The organism is Mesorhizobium sp. B3-1-7 (assembly GCF_006439385.1).
GTDB lineage: Bacteria > Pseudomonadota > Alphaproteobacteria > Rhizobiales > Rhizobiaceae > Mesorhizobium.
This window is the reverse complement of sequence record NZ_VFTL01000052.1, coordinates 1-17,204: the sequence shown is the minus strand read 5'-3', so window position 1 is coordinate 17,204 and position 17,204 is coordinate 1. Positions and strand designations below refer to the sequence as shown.

At 64.6% G+C, this 17,204-nt stretch carries 16 protein-coding genes and 1 pseudogene; 8 read left to right on the top strand and 9 right to left on the bottom strand.

The features are described from left to right. The first annotated feature begins 1 nt into the window (after position 1). Both FJ417_RS30525 and FJ417_RS30520 read left to right on the top strand, forming a co-directional pair. A complete protein-coding gene (locus tag FJ417_RS30525; protein ID WP_140785998.1) occupies positions 2-1,672 on the top strand; it encodes an ABC transporter ATP-binding protein in 1,671 nt (556 codons plus the stop codon). A gap of 21 nt (positions 1,673-1,693) precedes the next feature. Continuing rightward, complete coding sequence (locus tag FJ417_RS30520) at positions 1,694-3,064, top strand: alpha-glucosidase/alpha-galactosidase (RefSeq protein WP_140785997.1); 1,371 nt, start codon at positions 1,694-1,696, stop codon at positions 3,062-3,064. Here FJ417_RS30520 and purD read toward each other — a convergent pair whose 3' ends face one another. Together purD and FJ417_RS30510 are read right to left on the bottom strand one after the other, a co-directional pair. After that, positions 3,065-4,339 carry a phosphoribosylamine--glycine ligase gene (gene purD, locus FJ417_RS30515; RefSeq protein WP_140785996.1) on the bottom strand — a complete coding sequence of 425 codons (1,275 nt, stop codon included), beginning with the start codon at positions 4,337-4,339 and terminating at the stop codon, positions 3,065-3,067. A gap of 183 nt (positions 4,340-4,522) precedes the next feature. After that, the gene (locus FJ417_RS30510) at positions 4,523-5,317 is read right to left on the bottom strand and encodes a phytanoyl-CoA dioxygenase family protein (protein WP_140705240.1); all 795 of its coding nucleotides are present in this window, start codon (positions 5,315-5,317) and stop codon (positions 4,523-4,525) included. Between the two features lie 89 nt (positions 5,318-5,406). Here FJ417_RS30510 and FJ417_RS30505 point away from each other — a divergent pair, with 89 nt between their 5' ends. Both FJ417_RS30505 and ubiA read left to right on the top strand, forming a co-directional pair. Then, a complete protein-coding gene (locus FJ417_RS30505) occupies positions 5,407-6,318 on the top strand; it encodes a LysR family transcriptional regulator (RefSeq protein ID WP_140785995.1) in 912 nt (303 codons plus the stop codon). 81 nt (positions 6,319-6,399) lie between these two features. Further along, a complete protein-coding gene (gene ubiA, locus FJ417_RS30500) occupies positions 6,400-7,383 on the top strand; it encodes a 4-hydroxybenzoate octaprenyltransferase (protein ID WP_140786013.1) in 984 nt (327 codons plus the stop codon). Positions 7,384-7,417: 34 nt separating this feature from the next. Here the strand turns inward: ubiA and FJ417_RS30495 are convergent, their stop codons facing one another. The 3 genes from FJ417_RS30495 to FJ417_RS30485 form a co-directional block, all read right to left on the bottom strand. Continuing rightward, positions 7,418-7,984 carry a DUF6101 family protein gene (locus tag FJ417_RS30495; protein WP_140659537.1) on the bottom strand — a complete coding sequence of 189 codons (567 nt, stop codon included), beginning with the start codon at positions 7,982-7,984 and terminating at the stop codon, positions 7,418-7,420. Between the two features lie 184 nt (positions 7,985-8,168). Then, positions 8,169-9,602, bottom strand: coding sequence for an FAD-binding oxidoreductase (locus tag FJ417_RS30490; RefSeq protein WP_140785994.1), 1,434 nt, complete (start codon positions 9,600-9,602; stop codon positions 8,169-8,171). 19 nt (positions 9,603-9,621) lie between these two features. Continuing rightward, on the bottom strand, positions 9,622-10,584 hold the full coding sequence (locus FJ417_RS30485) for an L-threonylcarbamoyladenylate synthase (RefSeq protein WP_181183340.1): 963 nt from the start codon (positions 10,582-10,584) through the stop codon (positions 9,622-9,624). Positions 10,585-10,758: 174 nt separating this feature from the next. Here FJ417_RS30485 and FJ417_RS30480 point away from each other — a divergent pair, with 174 nt between their 5' ends. Further along, the gene (locus FJ417_RS30480; protein WP_181183339.1) at positions 10,759-11,268 is read left to right on the top strand and encodes a hypothetical protein; all 510 of its coding nucleotides are present in this window, start codon (positions 10,759-10,761) and stop codon (positions 11,266-11,268) included. Positions 11,269-11,372: 104 nt separating this feature from the next. Further along, complete coding sequence (locus FJ417_RS30475) at positions 11,373-11,762, top strand: hypothetical protein (RefSeq protein WP_140785992.1); 390 nt, start codon at positions 11,373-11,375, stop codon at positions 11,760-11,762. A gap of 114 nt (positions 11,763-11,876) precedes the next feature. Here the strand turns inward: FJ417_RS30475 and FJ417_RS33320 are convergent, their stop codons facing one another. The 3 genes and pseudogenes from FJ417_RS33320 to FJ417_RS30460 all read right to left on the bottom strand — a co-directional run bounded on the left by FJ417_RS33320 (position 11,877) and on the right by FJ417_RS30460 (position 15,072). After that, the gene (locus FJ417_RS33320) at positions 11,877-12,236 is read right to left on the bottom strand and encodes an ATPase (protein ID WP_181183338.1); all 360 of its coding nucleotides are present in this window, start codon (positions 12,234-12,236) and stop codon (positions 11,877-11,879) included. Positions 12,237-12,502: 266 nt separating this feature from the next. After that, positions 12,503-14,656, bottom strand: coding sequence for a glycine--tRNA ligase subunit beta (gene glyS, locus FJ417_RS30465; RefSeq protein WP_140785991.1), 2,154 nt, complete (start codon positions 14,654-14,656; stop codon positions 12,503-12,505). A 69-nt stretch (positions 14,657-14,725) separates the two neighbouring features. Beyond that, positions 14,726-15,072, bottom strand: a pseudogene (locus FJ417_RS30460) (DUF559 domain-containing protein). A gap of 308 nt (positions 15,073-15,380) precedes the next feature. On the opposite strand from FJ417_RS30460, the gene FJ417_RS30455 reads away from it, so the two are divergent. Then, a complete protein-coding gene (locus FJ417_RS30455) occupies positions 15,381-15,560 on the top strand; it encodes a hypothetical protein (protein WP_140785990.1) in 180 nt (59 codons plus the stop codon). Here FJ417_RS30455 and FJ417_RS30450 read toward each other — a convergent pair. Next, a complete protein-coding gene (locus FJ417_RS30450; protein ID WP_176480037.1) occupies positions 15,557-16,480 on the bottom strand; it encodes a glycine--tRNA ligase subunit alpha in 924 nt (307 codons plus the stop codon). The two genes, FJ417_RS30455 and FJ417_RS30450, sit on opposite strands and share 4 nt — an antisense overlap. Positions 16,481-16,669: 189 nt before the next feature. On the opposite strand from FJ417_RS30450, the gene FJ417_RS30445 reads away from it, so the two are divergent. Then, complete coding sequence (locus FJ417_RS30445; RefSeq protein WP_140785989.1) at positions 16,670-17,131, top strand: GNAT family N-acetyltransferase; 462 nt, start codon at positions 16,670-16,672, stop codon at positions 17,129-17,131. Positions 17,132-17,204: the final 73 nt, after the last annotated feature.

Below are 17,204 nucleotides of genomic sequence, written 5' to 3'. Positions count from 1 at the left end.
GATGACGACGATCGCGCTCGCAGACAATTTCGCACCGGCCGTCCGGCATGATCATAGCGGTCGCCATGATCAGCCTGTGATCGACGCCCGCAACATCGAGGTCGCCTTCAAGGTCGAGCACGGCACCGTCGAGGCGGTGAAGGACGTCTCGTTCCAGCTCTATCGCGGCGAGACGATCGCGATCGTCGGCGAATCCGGCTCCGGCAAGTCGGTGACGGCGCGCACCGTCATGGGGCTGTTGTCGCGCCGCGCGACGGTCTCGCCGCGGTCGAGCGTCGACTATCTCGGGCAGAACATCCTGAAGTTCCCGGAGAGTTCGCGGCGCAAGCTGCGCGGCAACCGCATCTCGATGATCTTCCAGGAGCCGATGAGCTCGCTCAACCCGATCTACACGGTCGGCAGCCAGATCGTCGAAGCGATCCGGGTGCACCGCAAGGTGAGCCGCAGGCAAGCCGGGGCGCGCGCGCTCGAACTCCTGCGGCATGTCCAGATCCCTGAGCCGGAGGCGCGGCTGAAGCAATATCCGCACCAGCTCTCGGGCGGCCAGCGCCAGCGCGTCATGATCGCCATGGCCTTGGCCAACGACCCCGACGTGCTGATCGCCGACGAGCCCACCACGGCGCTCGACGTCACCGTGCAGGCGCAGATCCTGAACCTGATCCGCAACCTGCAGAAAGAGCTGCGGATGGCGGTGATCCTGATCACGCACGATCTCACCGTGGTGCGCAAATTCTCCGACTACGTCTATGTCATGCAGCATGGCGAGATGCGCGAGCATAACGTCACCGAGCGGCTCTTTGCCAATTCCCAACATCCCTACACGCAGCGGCTGCTCGCTTCCGAGCCACACGGACGGCCGAAGGTGCTGCCCGACAAGTCCCGCACGATCCTTGAGGCGAATGGCGTGCGCGTCTGCTTCATGCTGCGCCACGGCTCTTTCATGAGGCCGGACTGGCGCGAGTTGGTCGCCGTCGACGATCTCGGCCTGAAGCTCTGCCGCCATGAGACGCTTGGTCTGGTCGGCGAATCCGGCTCCGGCAAGACCACTTTCGGGCAAGCCCTGCTTCGGTTGCTCGACGCCAAGCGCGGCGAGATCCGCTTCGACGGACAGCCGATCGAGAAGCTGACGCGCGCCGGAATGCGGCCGCTGCGCTCGCGCATGCAGATCGTCTTCCAGGACCCGTTCTCCTCGCTCAATCCGCGCATGACAATCGGCCAGATCATCGAGGAAGGGCTGGTCGTCAACCGGTTGGGCGCGACGCGGCGCGAGCGGAACGAGCGGGTGCGCGAGGCGCTGGCCAGCGCCGGCATGCCCGGCAATATCCTGTCGCGCTTCCCGCATGAATTCTCCGGCGGCCAGCGGCAGCGCATCGCGATCGCGCGGGCGATTGCGCTGGAGCCCGAATTCATCCTGCTCGACGAGCCGACTTCGGCGCTGGACCTTTCCGTGCAGGCACAGATCATCGACCTGTTGCGAAAGCTGCAGGACGAGCGCGGCCTGAGCTATCTCTTCATCTCGCACGACCTCAAGGTGGTGCGGGCGCTGTGCCACCGCGTCATCGTCATGCAGCATGGCAAGATCGTCGAGCAGGGGCCCGTCGACGAGGTCCTTTCCAATCCCAAGACCGCCTACACCGAACGGCTCGTCAGGGCCGCTTTCGACGTGGCTTAGAGAAGTGCCGGAGGCTTTAAAGTGGCAAGAAATCCCAGGATCACGTTCATCGGCGCCGGCTCGACGGTGTTCATGAAGAACATCGTCGGCGACGTGCTGCAGCGGCCGGCGCTATCCGGCGCCACCATCGCATTGATGGACATCAATCCGCAGCGGCTGGAAGAGAGCGCCCTCGTCGTCAACAAGCTGATCGCGACGCTCGGCGTCAAGGCGAAGGCCGAGACCTATTCGGACCAGCGCAAGGCGCTTTCCGGCGCCGACTTCGTCGTCGTCGCCTTCCAGATCGGCGGCTACGAGCCCTGCACCGTGACCGACTTCGAGGTGCCGAAGAAATACGGCCTGCGCCAGACGATCGCCGACACGCTGGGCGTCGGCGGCATCATGCGGGGCCTGAGGACCGTGCCACATCTATGGACAATCTGCGAGGACATGCTCGCCGTCTGCCCGGAGGCGATCATGCTGCAATATGTCAACCCGATGGCGATCAACACCTGGGCGATCGCCGAGAAATATCCCACGATCAAGCAGGTCGGGCTTTGCCATTCGGTGCAGGGCACGGCGATGGAACTGGCGCACGACCTCGACCTTCCCTATGAGGAGATCCGCTATCGCTCGGCCGGCATCAACCACATGGCGTTTTATCTCAAGTTCGAGCATCGCCGGCCGGACGGTTCCTACCGCGACCTTTATCCCGATCTCCTGCGCGCCTATCGCGAGGGCCGCGCGCCGAAGCCCGGCTGGAACCCGCGCTGCCCGAACAAGGTGCGCTACGAGATGCTGACCCGGCTCGGCTATTTCGTTACCGAAAGCTCCGAGCATTTCGCCGAGTACACGCCCTATTTCATCAAGGATGGCCGCCCCGACCTGATCGAGAAATATGGCATCCCGCTCGACGAATATCCAAAACGCTGCATCGAGCAGATCGAGCGCTGGAAGGGCCAGGCGGAAGCCTACCGCTCGGCGGACCGGATCGAGGTCGAGCAGTCCAGGGAATATGCTTCCTCGATCATGAATTCGGTGTGGACCGGCGAGCCGTCGGTGATCTACGGCAATGTGCGCAACAATGGCTGCATCCCCTCGCTGCCTTTCGATTGCGCGGCGGAAGTGCCGTGCCTGGTCGATGCTTCCGGAATCCAGCCCACTTACATTGGCGAATTGCCGCCGCAGCTCACGGCGCTGATCCGCACCAACATCAACGTCCAGGAACTGACGGTGCGAGCGCTGATCAGCGAGAACCGCGAGCACATCTACCATGCGGCGATGATGGACCCGCATACCGCGGCCGAGCTCGACCTCGACCAGATCTGGTCACTGGTCGACGACCTGCTTGCCGCTCACGGCGACTGGCTGCCGGCCTGGGCACGCAAGGGCGGCAGGAGCCAGGCCGCCTGATCAGGCGGCGCCTTTCTCACGCTCGACAGCGCGCCAGCCGATGTCGTGGCGGTAAAAGCCTTGCGGCCAGTCGATACGATCGATCGCCGCGTAGGCCTTTGCCTGCGCCTCGCCGACGGTGGCGCCCAAAGCGGTGACGTTGAGCACACGCCCGCCATTGGCGACCAGCGCGCCGCCATTGATGGCAGTGCCGGCATGGAAGACCTGGACGCCTTCCACCTTGTCGAGACCGCGGATGACGGAGCCCTTTTCCGGGGTGCCCGGATAGCCCCTTGCCGCCATCACCACGGTCAACGCCGTCTCGTCGCTCCAGCGCACCGACATATGCGCGAGCTGGCCGTCGACGGCGGCGTTGAGCAGGACGAGCAGGTCGTCCTTCAGCCGCATCATCAGCACCTGGCATTCGGGATCGCCGAAGCGGGTGTTGTACTCGATCAGCTTGGGGCCGCTGTCGGTGATCATCAGGCCGGCGAAGAGGATGCCGGCGAAGGGCGCGCCGATATTGGCCATGCCGCGCATGGTCGGCTCGATGATCTCGCGCATGGTGCGCTCGGTCATTTCCGGCGTCATCACCGGCGCCGGCGAATAGGCGCCCATGCCGCCGGTGTTCGGCCCGGTATCGCCGTCACCGACGCGCTTGTGGTCCTGCGCGGTGCCGAAGGGCAGCGCCGTGGCGCCGTCGCACAGGCAGAAAAAGCTCGCCTCCTCGCCGGTCAGATATTCCTCGACCACCACCTCGGCTCCAGCGGCACCGAAAGCGCCGTCGAAACAGGCTTCGAGCGCGGCGTTCGCCTCCTCCAGCGTCATGGCGATGGTGACGCCCTTGCCGGCGGCAAGGCCGTCGGCTTTGACAACGATCGGCGCGCCGGTCTCCTCGACATAGGCCTTTGCCGAGGCGAGGTCGCTGAAACGGCCATAGGCGGCGGTCGGGATGTTGAACTTCGCGCAAAGATCCTTGGTGAAGCCCTTCGAACCCTCGAGCCGCGCCGCCGCCTTTGACGGACCGAATACGCGGATGCCCCAGGCGCGCAGGTCGTCGGCGATGCCGGCCACCAGCGGACCTTCCGAACCGACCACCACCAGGTCGATCTTCTTCTCCTGGCAGAAGGAGGCGACGGCGGAGTGGTCGGCGACGTCGAGCTTGACCAGTTCGGCGACACGGCCGATGCCCGGATTGCCTGGCGAGGCGTAGAGCTTCGTCAGCAGCGGCGAGGCGGCCATCTTCCAGGCGAGCGCATGTTCGCGGCCACCCGAGCCGAGAAGAAGAACATTCATGGCCACCTCTTGCTGCCGATCGTCCTCGTCGAGAGAACCCGCTATTGGTCCGCGGGCGATGGGTCAAGGCATCTTGGCATTTTGGCGGCAATTGCGCACGGGAACATGGCCCGCATCGAGGGGAATGAGGCAAGTCCCGTCGCCGGCCGGGCCGGAAAAACGACTCAAGCCCGGAAGACGACTCTAGCTCTGGAAAACGACCGGGAACCAGTCCTCGCGCAATTTCTGGCCGGGCTTCATGTCGTGGCCGGTATAGGGCGGCGAGGTGCGGCCGGGACGCTCGACATAACGCGCGTCGTCGCCGACCCAGCGCAGCGACAGCGCCCGGCGGCGCGCCGAGGTCAGGTTGCCGCGCGCGCCGTGCGCCGTGCGGAAGTCGAACAGGATGGCGTCGCCGGGCTCCATTTCCCATTCGAGCACCTTCATCGAGGGATCGTTGTCGGGATCCGGCACCGGCCGGTAGTCGCCCTCGCCGGCATAGAAGTTGTCGTCGTTCAGCCAGCGCACCGGCAACACCATCTTTTCCCATTTGTGCGACCCGGCGATCAGCCTCAGCGTCGCTTCCTTCACCGGATCGATCGGGATCCAGAAGCTCACCGTCTGGCTGCCGTCGACGAAGTAATAGGGAATGTCCTGGTGCCACGGCGTCGGCTTCTGCGTGCCGGGTTCCTTGACCAGGACGTGATCGTGGAAGAACTGAGCGGTGCGCGACTGCATGACCGCGGCCGCGAGCTCGGCGGCCGGCGATTCCCTGACGATCCTGACGAATTCCGGGATGCGCTCCCAGTTGCAGTAGTCGTCAAAGAAGCTGCCCTTGCCGCCGGCAATGTCGGAAGCCGTGGCGCTGCGGTTCTCAATGTTGCGCTCGATGCCGTCGGCGATGACATCGACCCAGTCCTTGAAGGCACCGCGGATGCAGACAGCGCCGTCGCGCTGATAGTCGGCAATCGTCGAAGCATCGATCTTTGGGCTGGCCATGGCGCTCTCCTTGATTAGGCGAGCGACTATCGCAAGCGCTGGACATCGCGTAAAATAATAACTTGTCATCTAGTTTATAGTTTTTACCTATGAGACCGACCCTCACCCAGTTGCGCTATGTCGTTGCCGTGGCCCGCTATGGCAGCGTGACCGCGGCCGCCTCGGCGCTCAATGTTTCGCAGCCTTCGATTTCGGTGGCGATCGACAATGTCGAGGACGCGCTTGGCCAGAAGCTGTTCGTGCGCCAGCGCGGAAGCGGCGTTGCGCTGACATCCTTCGGCCGCAGGGCCGTCGCCAAGGCAAGGCAGGTGCTGGGCGAAGCGGACGAACTGGCGGCGCTCGGATCGCGCGATGCCGACGTCGGCGGCGAATTGGTGCTCGGTTGCTTCGAGGACCTGGCGCCCTATTTCGCGCCGGCGCTGATGCGCGCCTTCGCCGAGCGCTGCCCGGCCGTCACGGTCGTCATCGGCGACGAAACCTTCGACACGCTGGGGCGGCGCCTGGCCGACAGCGCCGTCGATCTCGGCCTCACCTACGATCTCGGCCTGCCCGGGCATTTCAAGCGCATTCTGCTGCATGAGCTGCGGCCGCACGCGCTTTTGCCGGCCGGCCATGAGCTGGCGGACAAGCATGCCGTCAGCCTGGCCGAACTGGCGCAGCATCCACTGATCACCACCGACCAGCCGCACAGCTGGCAGCACATGCTGGACCTTTTCCTTAGCCGCGGCCTGTCGCCGATAGCCCGGGCGGCGACGAGCTCGTTCGAATTGCAGCGCTCCATGGTGGCCAACGGCTTCGGCGTCGCGGTCAGCTATACGAGGCCGCATGGCGACCGCAGCTATGACGGGCTGCCGCTGGTCTGCAAGCCGCTTTCCGATCCGCTGCCCATGCAGCGCATCATCCTGACCCATGACACGCGCCAGCGCTTGTCGAAGGCGGCCGTGGCCTTTATCGACGTCGCCAAGGCATGGTTTGCCAGTCACGATGTTTTCACCGCCTAGGGCTTCAACGCCCAAGTTTTCAACACTTGAGCGACAACGCGGCCGCTTGACGGCGCTGCTTGCTGCTGCCACTCCAGCGTGATGGAAACCGTCCAGTCGAAAGCAGCACAGGGCCGGGTCGCCGACGCGCCGAGCGGCCATTGGGTCTACCGGGTGCTGCCGCGCTGGCTCTGGCCCTACGCGCAGCTAGCGCGCTGGGACCGGCCTATCGGCTGGCAGCTCTTGTTGTGGCCGTGCTGGTGGTCGGCGGCACTTGCCGCGGGCGCCTATCCGCGCCCGACCGACCCGCTGCTGACGCTGCTGCCGGCGCCCTGGTACCTGTTCCTGTTTTTCGTCGGCGCCGTGGCCATGCGCGGCGCCGGCTGCGCCTACAACGACCTCGCCGACGTGGACATCGACAACCAGGTCGAGCGCACCCGCTCGCGGCCGTTGCCGGCCGGCAAGGTCACGCGCCGCCAGGCCTGGGCTTTCGTCATCATCCAGGCGCTTATCGGGCTTGCCGTGCTGTTGCAGTTCAACAGCTTCGCCATTCCGCTCGGCATCGCCTCGCTGGCGATCGTGGCCGTCTATCCCTTCATGAAGCGCATCACCAACTGGCCGCAATTCGTGCTGGGGCTCGCCTTCTCCTGGGGCGCGCTGATGGGCTGGGCGGTCGAGTTCGGCGACATCGATGATCCAGCCATCATGCTCTATATCGGCTCGATCCTGTGGGTGATCGGCTACGACACGATCTACGCGCATCAGGACAAGGAAGACGACGCCATCGTCGGCGTGCGCTCGACGGCGCGGCTGTTCGGCGACAACACCAAGACCTGGCTGGTCGGGCTCTATGGCGGCGCGCTGGTCTGCTTCGCCATCGCCTTCGCTTCGGCGCAGGTGCCCGTGGTGGCGCTGGCCGGGCTGATCGCCGCCGGCGCGCATATGGCGCGCCAGATCATCCGGCTCGACATCGACAATCCCGACCAGTGCCTGAAGCTGTTCAAGTCGAACAACCAGGTCGGCTGGCTGATCTTCCTCGGCCTGATCGGCGGTTCGGTGTGGATATGGCTGAAGCCACTGGTGTAGTCTTCCTTCTCCCCGTTCCACGGGGAGAAGAAACCTACTCCCTTGCGATAATCTCCTGGCCATCGATGACCAGTCTCAGGCCAAGGTTGCCGGACTTGCGGCGGGCAAGAAAGCGCGGGCGGCGCATGTTGGAGACGCGGCCCTTGCGGCGCTCCTGCGGCGGCAGCGCCTTGATGGCGGCGCCGAGCGATTCTTCCAGCGTGCGGGCGATGCCGTCGGCCTCGATCAGAAGCATCGGCAGGCGATAGGCGTCGGCCCAGGCACGCCAGTCGGCGGCGACATCGTCGAGGTCGTCGGCGACCAGAAGCGGCACCGACAGCATCGGATCATTGTGCAGCAGTTCCAGCGTCACCGTGACGTTGCCGTCCGGATCCTCCATGGCGCGGGCGGCGACGCCGCGGAACGCATTGGGGGGCAGCGCGATGATCGCCGGCACGCCGCTCATCTCCAGCACACGGCGGATGACCGCGCCGCGCTGGTCGATGGTGAAGGTAACATCGCCATAGTCGTCGCGCGTGGCGTAGCTCACCATTTGCGGCAGGCGAAACGGGTCGAGACGCATGTTGCGTCCGGCCCAGACTGGCTTCAGTCCGGTGTTCATCGATGTCTTCCCTGTTAGTCCTGAGGGCCGTTTTCCGGTTCTCTCAGGGCCGGTTTTTCCGGCCTCGTTGTGGGAAGAAACATTAGCGCTCGCTTCTTACCGGCGCGCTTAAGAAAGTCGGTTAAATTTTGCTGATCTGAGCCGATGGTTATCGGAATGCGACCAGCGCCCGATGTGGTGAGGATCAGATAACCTTACCGGGATTCATGATGCCGGCCGGATCGAAGGCCGCCTTCACCCGCCGCATCAGGTCGATCGCCATCGGCGGCGCCGTGGCGATCAGCTCGTCGCGCTTCAGTTGGCCGATGCCGTGCTCGGCCGAGATCGAGCCATGGAAGGAGCGCACGACATCGTGCACCGCCTTGTTCATGGGATGGTAGAGCTCGAGGAACGCCTCGTCCGCCCAATCCACCGGACGCGAGATGTTGTAGTGAAGATTGCCGTCGCCCATGTGGCCGAAGCAGACGACGCGCGCGCCGGGGCAAACCCCTTCCACCACACCGGCCGCCTTTTCGATGAACTCGGGGATCGAGGCGATGGGCACCGAGATGTCGTGCTTGATCGAGGCGCCCTCCGGCTTCTGGCATTCGGGGAGCGTCTCGCGGAAGTTCCAGAAAGCATCGCCCTGGGCAAGGCTTGCCGACACCACCGCGTCGCCGACGATGCCTTGCTCAAGGCCGGCTGAAAGAATCTCTTCGATCAGCGCCCTGCCGTCTTCTTCGGAACGGCCGGAAGAGACCTGCATCAGCACATACCATGGCCAGTCGTCGGCCAGCGGCCGGGTGATGCCTTGCCCATGCTTCAGCGTAAAGTCGTAGGGCCTTCTGGCGATCAGTTCGAAAGCGGTGAGCGAGGCGCCGGCGCGATCCATCGCCAGCGTGAACAGCGAAAGCGCGTCGTGCGGGGACGACGGCAGGCCGGCAAAGGCGACCTCCCTGCCTTTCGGCTTCGGGAAAAGCTTCAGCACCGCGGCGGTGATGATGCCGAGCGTGCCTTCGGCGCCGACGAAAAGGTTCTTCAGATCGTAGCCGGTGTTGTCCTTCTTCAATTTGCGCAGGTCGTCGAACACCTCGCCGGTCGGCAGCACGACCTCGACGCCGAGGCAGAGCTCGCGCGCATTGCCATAGGCCAGCACGCCGGTGCCGCCGGCATTGGAGGAAAGATTGCCGCCGATCTGGCAGGACCCCTGGGCGGCGAGCGACAGCGGAAACAGCCGGCCAGCGGCGTCAGCCGCTTCCTGCAGGGTCTGCAGGATGACGCCGGCCTCGGCGGTCACCGTATTCGACAGGACATCGATCTCGCGGATGCGGTTCAGCCTGGACAGCGACAGCACGATGTCGTGTCCGGATTTGTCCGGCACCTGGGCGCCGACCAGCCCGGTGTTGCCGCTCTGCGGCACGATCGGCGTTCCGGTCTCGGTTGCCAGCCGCATGATGCGGCTCACTTCCTCGACGCTGCCGGGGCGCAGCACCAGCGATGTCCGGCCATGCCAAAGGCCACGCCGCTCGGTGATGTAAGGCGCGATGTCGGCCTGGTCGCGCAAGGCATATTTGTCGCCGACGATGGCTGCGAAGCGGTCGATGACGGCGGGATCGAGATCGAAGGGCTGGTCGTTCATGAAACAAACCCTAGGGCGCTCAGGCGAGCTTGTCACGCGGCGCGGCGGCGCGGGCAAGCCGGTCGTTGATCGCCTCGCCCAGGCCCTCCAACGGGATCGGCTCGACGGCGATGGTCGCGGCGCCGACACGATCGAGCGCCTGCATGAAGGCGAACAGATTGCTGGCTGCCTCGCGCAGGTCGCCCGTTTCGGAGAGGTTGCGCAACACAGCGGCCCGTTCCCAGCCCTCGGCGCGATTGCGGCCGAACGCAAGCAAAGCCTCGCCTTCGGCAACGTCCCCGACATTAAGCCGCATCGCAGTGCCCGGCGCGTAATGCGAGGCAAGCATGCCCGGCGCCTCGATGCCGCTCGCGCCGCGCGATAGTTTCGCGCCGGCCACCGCCTCGATCTCCTCGGCGCCGATGCCGCCGGGCCGCAGCAGCCGCAGCCTGCCGTCCTCGACCTTGACGATGGTCGATTCCAGTCCGACAGGCGTCGCGCCACCATCGACGACCAGCCTGATCCTGTCACCGAGATCGGCGGCGACCGCGCCTGCCGTCGTGCCGCTGATCTTTCCGGAGGAATTGGCGCTGGGGGCCGCGAGCGGCCGGCCGAGCCGCGCGATCAGCCCGCCGCCGAACCCGCGCGGCATGCGCAGCGCGATCGTGTCCAGCCCCGCGGTGACCAGCGGATGGATGCCGCTGTCCGCCCTGTGCGGCAGCACCAGCGTCAGCGGGCCGGGCCAGAAGGCTTCGGCCAATCTTGCCGACAGCGGATCGAAGCCGGCGATACGGTCCGCCATGGCGCGATCCGCGACATGGGCGATCAGCGGGTTGAAGCGCGGCCGGCCCTTGGCCTCGAAAATGCGCGCCACGGCAACGCCATTGGTGGCATCGCCAGCCAGGCCGTAAACCGTCTCGGTCGGAATGGCGACGACGTCGCCGCCTTCGAGCAACGCCAAAGCGCGCTCCAGAGCCTCGCCGATCGCCAGTATCTCAGCCAAATTCGCCACCAGTCCTGAACATGCCGGTCCCGTAATACGGCCGCTTGCATCGGGCAAGTGCGGGCATTGGTGATTTATCAATCCCTAAAATGTTAAGTTTCCAAGCAAGCCGGCTTCAATGTGCCGGCCCTAAGGTGCGGGTTTGATGCGGTTGCGGGCTTGGGAGTTCTTGTGATGCGTTTGCTTGGAGCGTTCGGTATCAGCCTTCTGGCGATGAACGGTGCGGCACATGCCTCGTCGATCGTCGTGGTCGGACCCTCGACCTCCACGCCTTCCGTCGTCAGGCTGAATGCGATCGAGCCGACCAAGCTGTCCGCGGCCTCGACGCCGTCGATGATCGCGCTTGGCGACCCTATGCCCGCCGTCACCGATGAAAAGGTCGCGGCAATCCCCGAGAAATCCGGGCACCAGCAGGCACCGATGATCATCCGGGGCGGTATTGTCGGCGGCGCTTTCGCAGCGCCGGCGGCGACCGCGTCGGCGAAGCCTGCAACAGCCACAACCACACCCGCCACCACCGCGCCGGCAAACGGCACTTCGCCGGCAACGCCCGCTAACGGCAGCGCGTCCGCTTCGAACGGCAGCGGCAAGACCGCCGCCCAGCCAGGCGCGACAGCCGATGCGCAGCCACAGGCGCAACCGCAAACTGCCCAGCCACTGCCGCGCGTCGGCAAGGCGATGTAGATCACACTGGATACCACCTCGATATGCTAGGCGCTTGAACTTTGTCCGATCTCCGTCATGCGGATCGGGCACGATGGCGCTGGCGTTTCAAAAAGGGGGATTTCATGACTGTTTCGAAAGCAATCGCCGTCGCCGGCCTGATGGCGGCAATCGCGCTGGGCGCGGGCACGGCGAGTGCCGATGATATGCTCGGCTCTTACACGGCGCGGATTTCCGATCGCGATCATCGCGCCAGCGACGGCTATCCGCTCGGCAGCGCGGCGCAGATGGTGCGGCAGGACCGCGCCAACTGGCACAAGTTCCATCGGCGCGACGGCGACGACCAGGGCGATCCCTGGTTCCGCAGCGACGGCTCGCGCGCCGACCTGCAGCGCATGCTGGAACGCGGCGGCGCCATGAGCAACTCGACCCGGCGCGCGATCGTCAATGGCGAGCCGCTGATCGAGGTCGACGTCTATCCGGACAGCGTGCGGGTCAGCATCGTGGAAGACTGACTAGGTCAGCTTCTGACGATTGACGGGTCAATCTTCCTGGAAGATTGACGAGCCTGACGAAAAAGGGCGACGCGTAACGCGCCGCCCCTCATGCTTCACACGACAGGAGACGGCTCAGGCCGCTTCTTCCTTGTCGTCATCGTCGGACTCGTCGGCGTCGTCTTCATCGTCGTCGCCATCTTCATCCTCGTCGTCGGACTGATCGTCGCCCGAGGCTTTGGCTTCTTCGTCGGCGTCATCGTCTTCGTCGTCGCCGTCTTCGTCGTCATCTTCATCCTCGTCTTCCGACTCGTCGTCGGCCGAGGCAGTGGCCTCCTCGCCGTCTTCGTCATCTTCCTCATCGTCCTCGGACGGATCGGCAGATTCGACCGCCGCGGCAGCGGCGTGGTCGAGGAGGTTTTCGGAAGCGGATTCGATGGCCTCGGCGGCGGCCGGGGTCTCTTCAATCAGGTCGATATCGTCAACGGAATTCATGGCATGCCTCCGTGTTTGGGAACGTCTTACGGCGCGCCGCGGGAAACGATCTCGGGGAACGCGCCTTAAGTCTTTGGTTGATGCATGTCGTTGCCCCAGAACCGCTCAGCGCTTCTGGGCGACATGGACCAGTTCTCCCATGCGGAGGTCATCGCCGTATGACTGTAAGCCGGCTCCGGCGCATTAAATTTCGAGCGCCGAATTGTTCAAGCCTGCCCGCATCCTAGCGGATGCGACCGGTAGCGAGCCTACGATTTTTCGAACCGTCAGCCGACGATTTTGGAGAAGTCGGCGACCTGGTCGGTGGCGGCGCGGATGCGGGCAAGCAGCGCCAGCCGGTTGGCGCGCACGGCCTGGTCCTCATCATTCACGAGAACGCCCTCAAAGAATGAATCAACCGGTTCGCGCAACACGCTAAGCGCCAGCATGGCGGCGGAAAAATCTTCGTTTTGAATTGCTTGGCCGGCTTCCTTCTCGGCCTGATTCACCGCCGCAAACAACTTCTTTTCCGCATCCTCGCGAAACAGCGCCGGCTCAACAGTCTCGGCCACCACGGTTTTCTTCTTCTCCTCGGCAGCCAGGATGTTGGCCGCACGCTTGGTGCCGGCCAGCAGGTTTCTGCCGTCCTCGCTGTCGAGGAAGGAGCCGAGCGCCTCGACGCGGCGGACGATCTGGAGCAGATCGTCGGACGCAGGCGTGATGACGGCATCGATGAGGTCGTGCCTGGCGCCCTGGTCTCGGAGGTAGACTTTCAGGCGGTCATGGAAGAAGGCGAGGAGGTCGGACGACTGATCCGCGCCGCCTTTGAAGTTTGCAAAGGCCTTGGCGAAAACAGACGCCAGCGCCAGCCGGATACGGTTCTCGATGAGGATCCTGACCACACCAAGCGCTGCCCTTCTGAGGGCAAACGGATCCTTCGAGCCCGTGGGCTTTTCATCGATCGCCCAGAAGCCGGTCAGCGTGTCGAGCTTATCGGCGAGCGCCACCGCAACCGAGACCGGATCGGTGGGCACGCGATCGGACGGGCCCTGCGGTTTGTAGTGCTCCTCGGCGGCCGCGGCCACGGATGCATGCTCGCCCTGCAGCAGCGCATATTTGCGGCCCATGGCGCCTTGCAGTTCGGGAAACTCGCCGACCACTTCGGTCTGCAGATCGGCTTTGGCGAGCACCGACGCGCGGGCGACGAGCGCGCTGTCGGCGCCGACGACCAAGGCAAGCTCCTCAGCCAGCCGCTTGATGCGCGCGACCCTCTCCCCTTGCGTGCCGAGCTTGGCGTGGAAGGTCACGTTCAGATGATCGAGCCGCGCCATGCGCTGGTCGAGCGGCTTCTTCAAATCCAGGTCGAATTTCGCCGCCGATTCCCCGAGCTGGTCGAGGTCCGGCAGGTCGCCCTGGTCGGTCTTCCAGAAATAGAGCGCATCAGAGAGGCGCGCCCTGACCACCTTGCCATTGCCGTAGGCAATCTCCTTGCCGCCATCCTTGGCCTCGATGTTGGCGACGAGGATGAAACGGTTGGACAGATCGTCGGCCGCCCCCTGCGGCCGGGTGACGAAGCATTTCTGGTTGGCGCGGATGGTGAGGCGGATGACTTCGCCCGGAATGGTGAGGAAATCCTGCTCGAACTCGCCCATCAGCACGACAGGCCATTCGACCAGGCCGGAGACTTCCTCCAGCAGGCCCTCATCCTCGACGAGGTCGAGCCCGTTGGCGAAGGCGATGTTGCGGGCATCGGCCAGGATGATCTCCTTGCGCCGGTCGGCGTCGAGCACGACCTTGGCCGCTTCGAGCTTTGAGACATAGTCGTCGAAGCGGCGCACGGTGATCGCGCCCGGCGCGTGGAAGCGATGGCCAAAGGTGACGTTGCCGGCGCGAATGCCGTCGATCTCGAAATCGACCACCACCGGCTCCTCGGTCTCCGGGCCGAAGGTGCAGACGATCGACTGCAGCGGGCGCACCCAGCGTAGCGAGCCGGGCTTGGCCGAGGCCGGCCCCCAGCGCATCGATTTGGGCCAGGGGAAGTTCCTGATGATGCCCGGCACCAGCTCGGCGATGATTTCTTCCGCCGCCCTGCCCGGCTTCGCGATATGGGCGACGTAGAAGTCGCCCTTCTTCGGGTCGGAATGGACATGCGCCTCGGCAATCGATGACAGGCCGGCCTTGCGCAGGAAGCCCTGCACCGCCTGCTCGGGCGCCGTGGTCGACGGCCCCTTGATCTCCTCGCGGATGTCCTTCGAACGCGCGGTCAGGCCCCTTATGTCGAGCGTCAGGCGCCGCGGCGTCCAATATTCACGCGCCGCCTCATAGGTCAGACCCGCCTCGACCAGACCGTCGGCCAGCATCTTCCTGAGGTCGCCGGCCGCCTTGCGCTGCATGCGGGCGGGGATTTCCTCGGAGCGAAGTTCCAAGAGCAGATCGGGCATAGTTAAGCTCCCCACCCTCCCCTTGATGGGGAGGGTCGGCGCGTAGCGCCGGGGCGGGGTGGCGGCCTCTCAGCCGCCAATACCTTCGGCACCATCGCGCAGATGCAGGTGTGATTTCCGTTCTTCCACCGCCGCATAAATTGTATCGAGCACAGAATCCAGTTCGTTTTTTATCTCATGGTTCCAGAAGCGGACGACGCGATAGCCTTGGCTTCAAACCATCGTGTTCGAACTTCATCACGGCGCAGCTGATCGTCAGCGCTGTGGTGGGCGCCGTCCACTTCGACAATCAGCTTCAGCCGATGCGAGATGAAATCTGGATAGTAGGCGCCGACTGACGCCTGTCGGCGGAAGTGTGTCCCTTCGACCGGAATGCGCCACAGGTGCCGCCAGAGCAGCCGTTCTTCGTCGGTCATCGAGGCGCGGAGCCTTCGTGCTGACTGCAACTTGAAACGGTCAAGTTTTGGCATAGGGAAGCGCCAGTCACCCCCACCCGCCGCTTCGCGGCGACCTCCCCCATCAAGGGGGAGGTAAGAGCGCATAGCAACTCGGCCGGCCGCTGTCACCCCGCAAGCAGACCGCCTCTTCAATCGATTTCGCGGAATTTTGCCACCCACTGTCGGGTTGGTGCCGGTCCACCCGTCCTTGGAGCAGAACTTCCCATGAACCGAACGCTGCGCTGAAGCGACAAACGCTCAGGCAGAGACCTATTGGCTGAACGACGATGAAGACGGCATCGAGAACCCTGCAGATCCTGGCGCTCAGCGCCTGCTTCGCCGCCCAGGCGCATGGCACGATCACGATGCCGGGGGTCAGGCAGGCCATGCGTATGATCGACGGCGCAACGGCGCAGATCGCTTTGCCGAGCGCCGCCGCCGAGACCGTGAAAGCCGTGTCGGCTTAAGCCGCCGCCAGCCCGCCAGCCCGCGTCTTGAGGAACGCTTCACCGCACGCCTTGGCCAGATTGCGCACACGCAGGATGTAGCTTTGCCGCTCGGTGACCGAGATCACGCCGCGCGCGTCGAGCAGGTTGAAGACGTGGCTCGCCTTGATGCATTGGTCGTAGGCCGGAAAGACCATGCGGTGCATCGCCAGATTGTCGCTCGGCTTGGGCGTGCCGGCATCGAGCAGCGCCTTGCACTCGGCCTCGGCGTCCTCGAAGTGTCTCAGCAGCATCGCGGTGTTGGCGAATTCGAAATTGTGGCGCGAATACTCCTGCTCGGCCTGCAGGAAGACGTCGCCGTAAGTGACCTTCTCGGCGCCTTCGCGGCCGTTGAAGTTCAGGTCATAGACATTGTCGACGCCTTGGACATACATGGCGAGCCGCTCCAGGCCGTAAGTCAGCTCGCCCGCCACCGGCGCGCATTCGATGCCGCAGACCTGCTGGAAATAGGTGAACTGCGAGACTTCCATGCCATCGCACCAGCATTCCCAGCCGAGCCCCCAGGCGCCCAGCGTCGGGCTTTCCCAGTCGTCCTCGACGAAGCGGATGTCATGCAGCAGCGGATCGACGCCGATCGCCTCGAGCGAGCCGAGATAGAGTTCCTGCAGGTTCGGCGGATTGGGTTTCAGGATCACCTGATACTGGTAATAATGCTGCAGGCGGTTCGGGTTTTCGCCATAGCGGCCGTCCTTCGGCCGGCGCGAGGGCTGCACGTAAGCGGCGTTCCAGCGCAAGGGGCCCAGCGCGCGCAAGGTGGTGGCCGGGTGGAAGGTGCCGGCGCCGACTTCCATGTCGTAGGGCTGCAGGATGAGGCAACCATAGTCCGCCCAGTAATTGTGCAAGGTCAGGATCAGCCCCTGGAAGGAGCGGCTGGGATGCATATGGGCGGGGATCTCGATGGTCAAGGCGGCCTCGGAAAGCGCAGGATGACGCTTCCCTAGTTGCCGGGCCGGCAAGCGTCAAGGCGGCGGCTCGCGTCCCGCAAGTGGAAAGCATTGCGGCGGGCTGGCCCATTGCTGTCGAGCAGCGGCCACTGTTTGCTCCGTTGGTTCAACGACAAAGGTTTCGCCATGTCCGGTCAACTCACCGTGCGCCCCGTCACGAGCCAGGATTACGAGCAGTGGCTGCCGCTGTGGGATGGCTACAACGCGTTTTACGGGCGCTCCGGCCCGACGGCGCTAGCCGGCGAGATCACGCAGATGACCTGGTCGCGTTTCTTCGACGCCTATGAGCCGGTGCATGCGCTGGTGGCCGAGCGCGAGGGCAACCTGCTCGGTCTCGTGCACTATCTCTATCATCGCTCGACGACATCGATCGCGCCGAGCTGCTATTTGCAGGATCTCTTCACCACGCAAGCCGCGCGCGGCCAAGGCGTCGGCCGGGCGCTGATCGAGGGCGTCTACGAACGCGCTAGGCAGGCGGGCGCGAACCGCGTCTACTGGCTGACGCATGAGACGAACCACACGGCGATGCAACTTTACGACAAGGTCGGCGAGAAGTCCGGATTCGTCGTCTACAGAAAGATGTTCTAGGCCGTAGTGACGATTTAAGGAATTGGGATTCCCACGGGCCGGCAAATCAGATTCAACGCTGATTTTTGGGGAT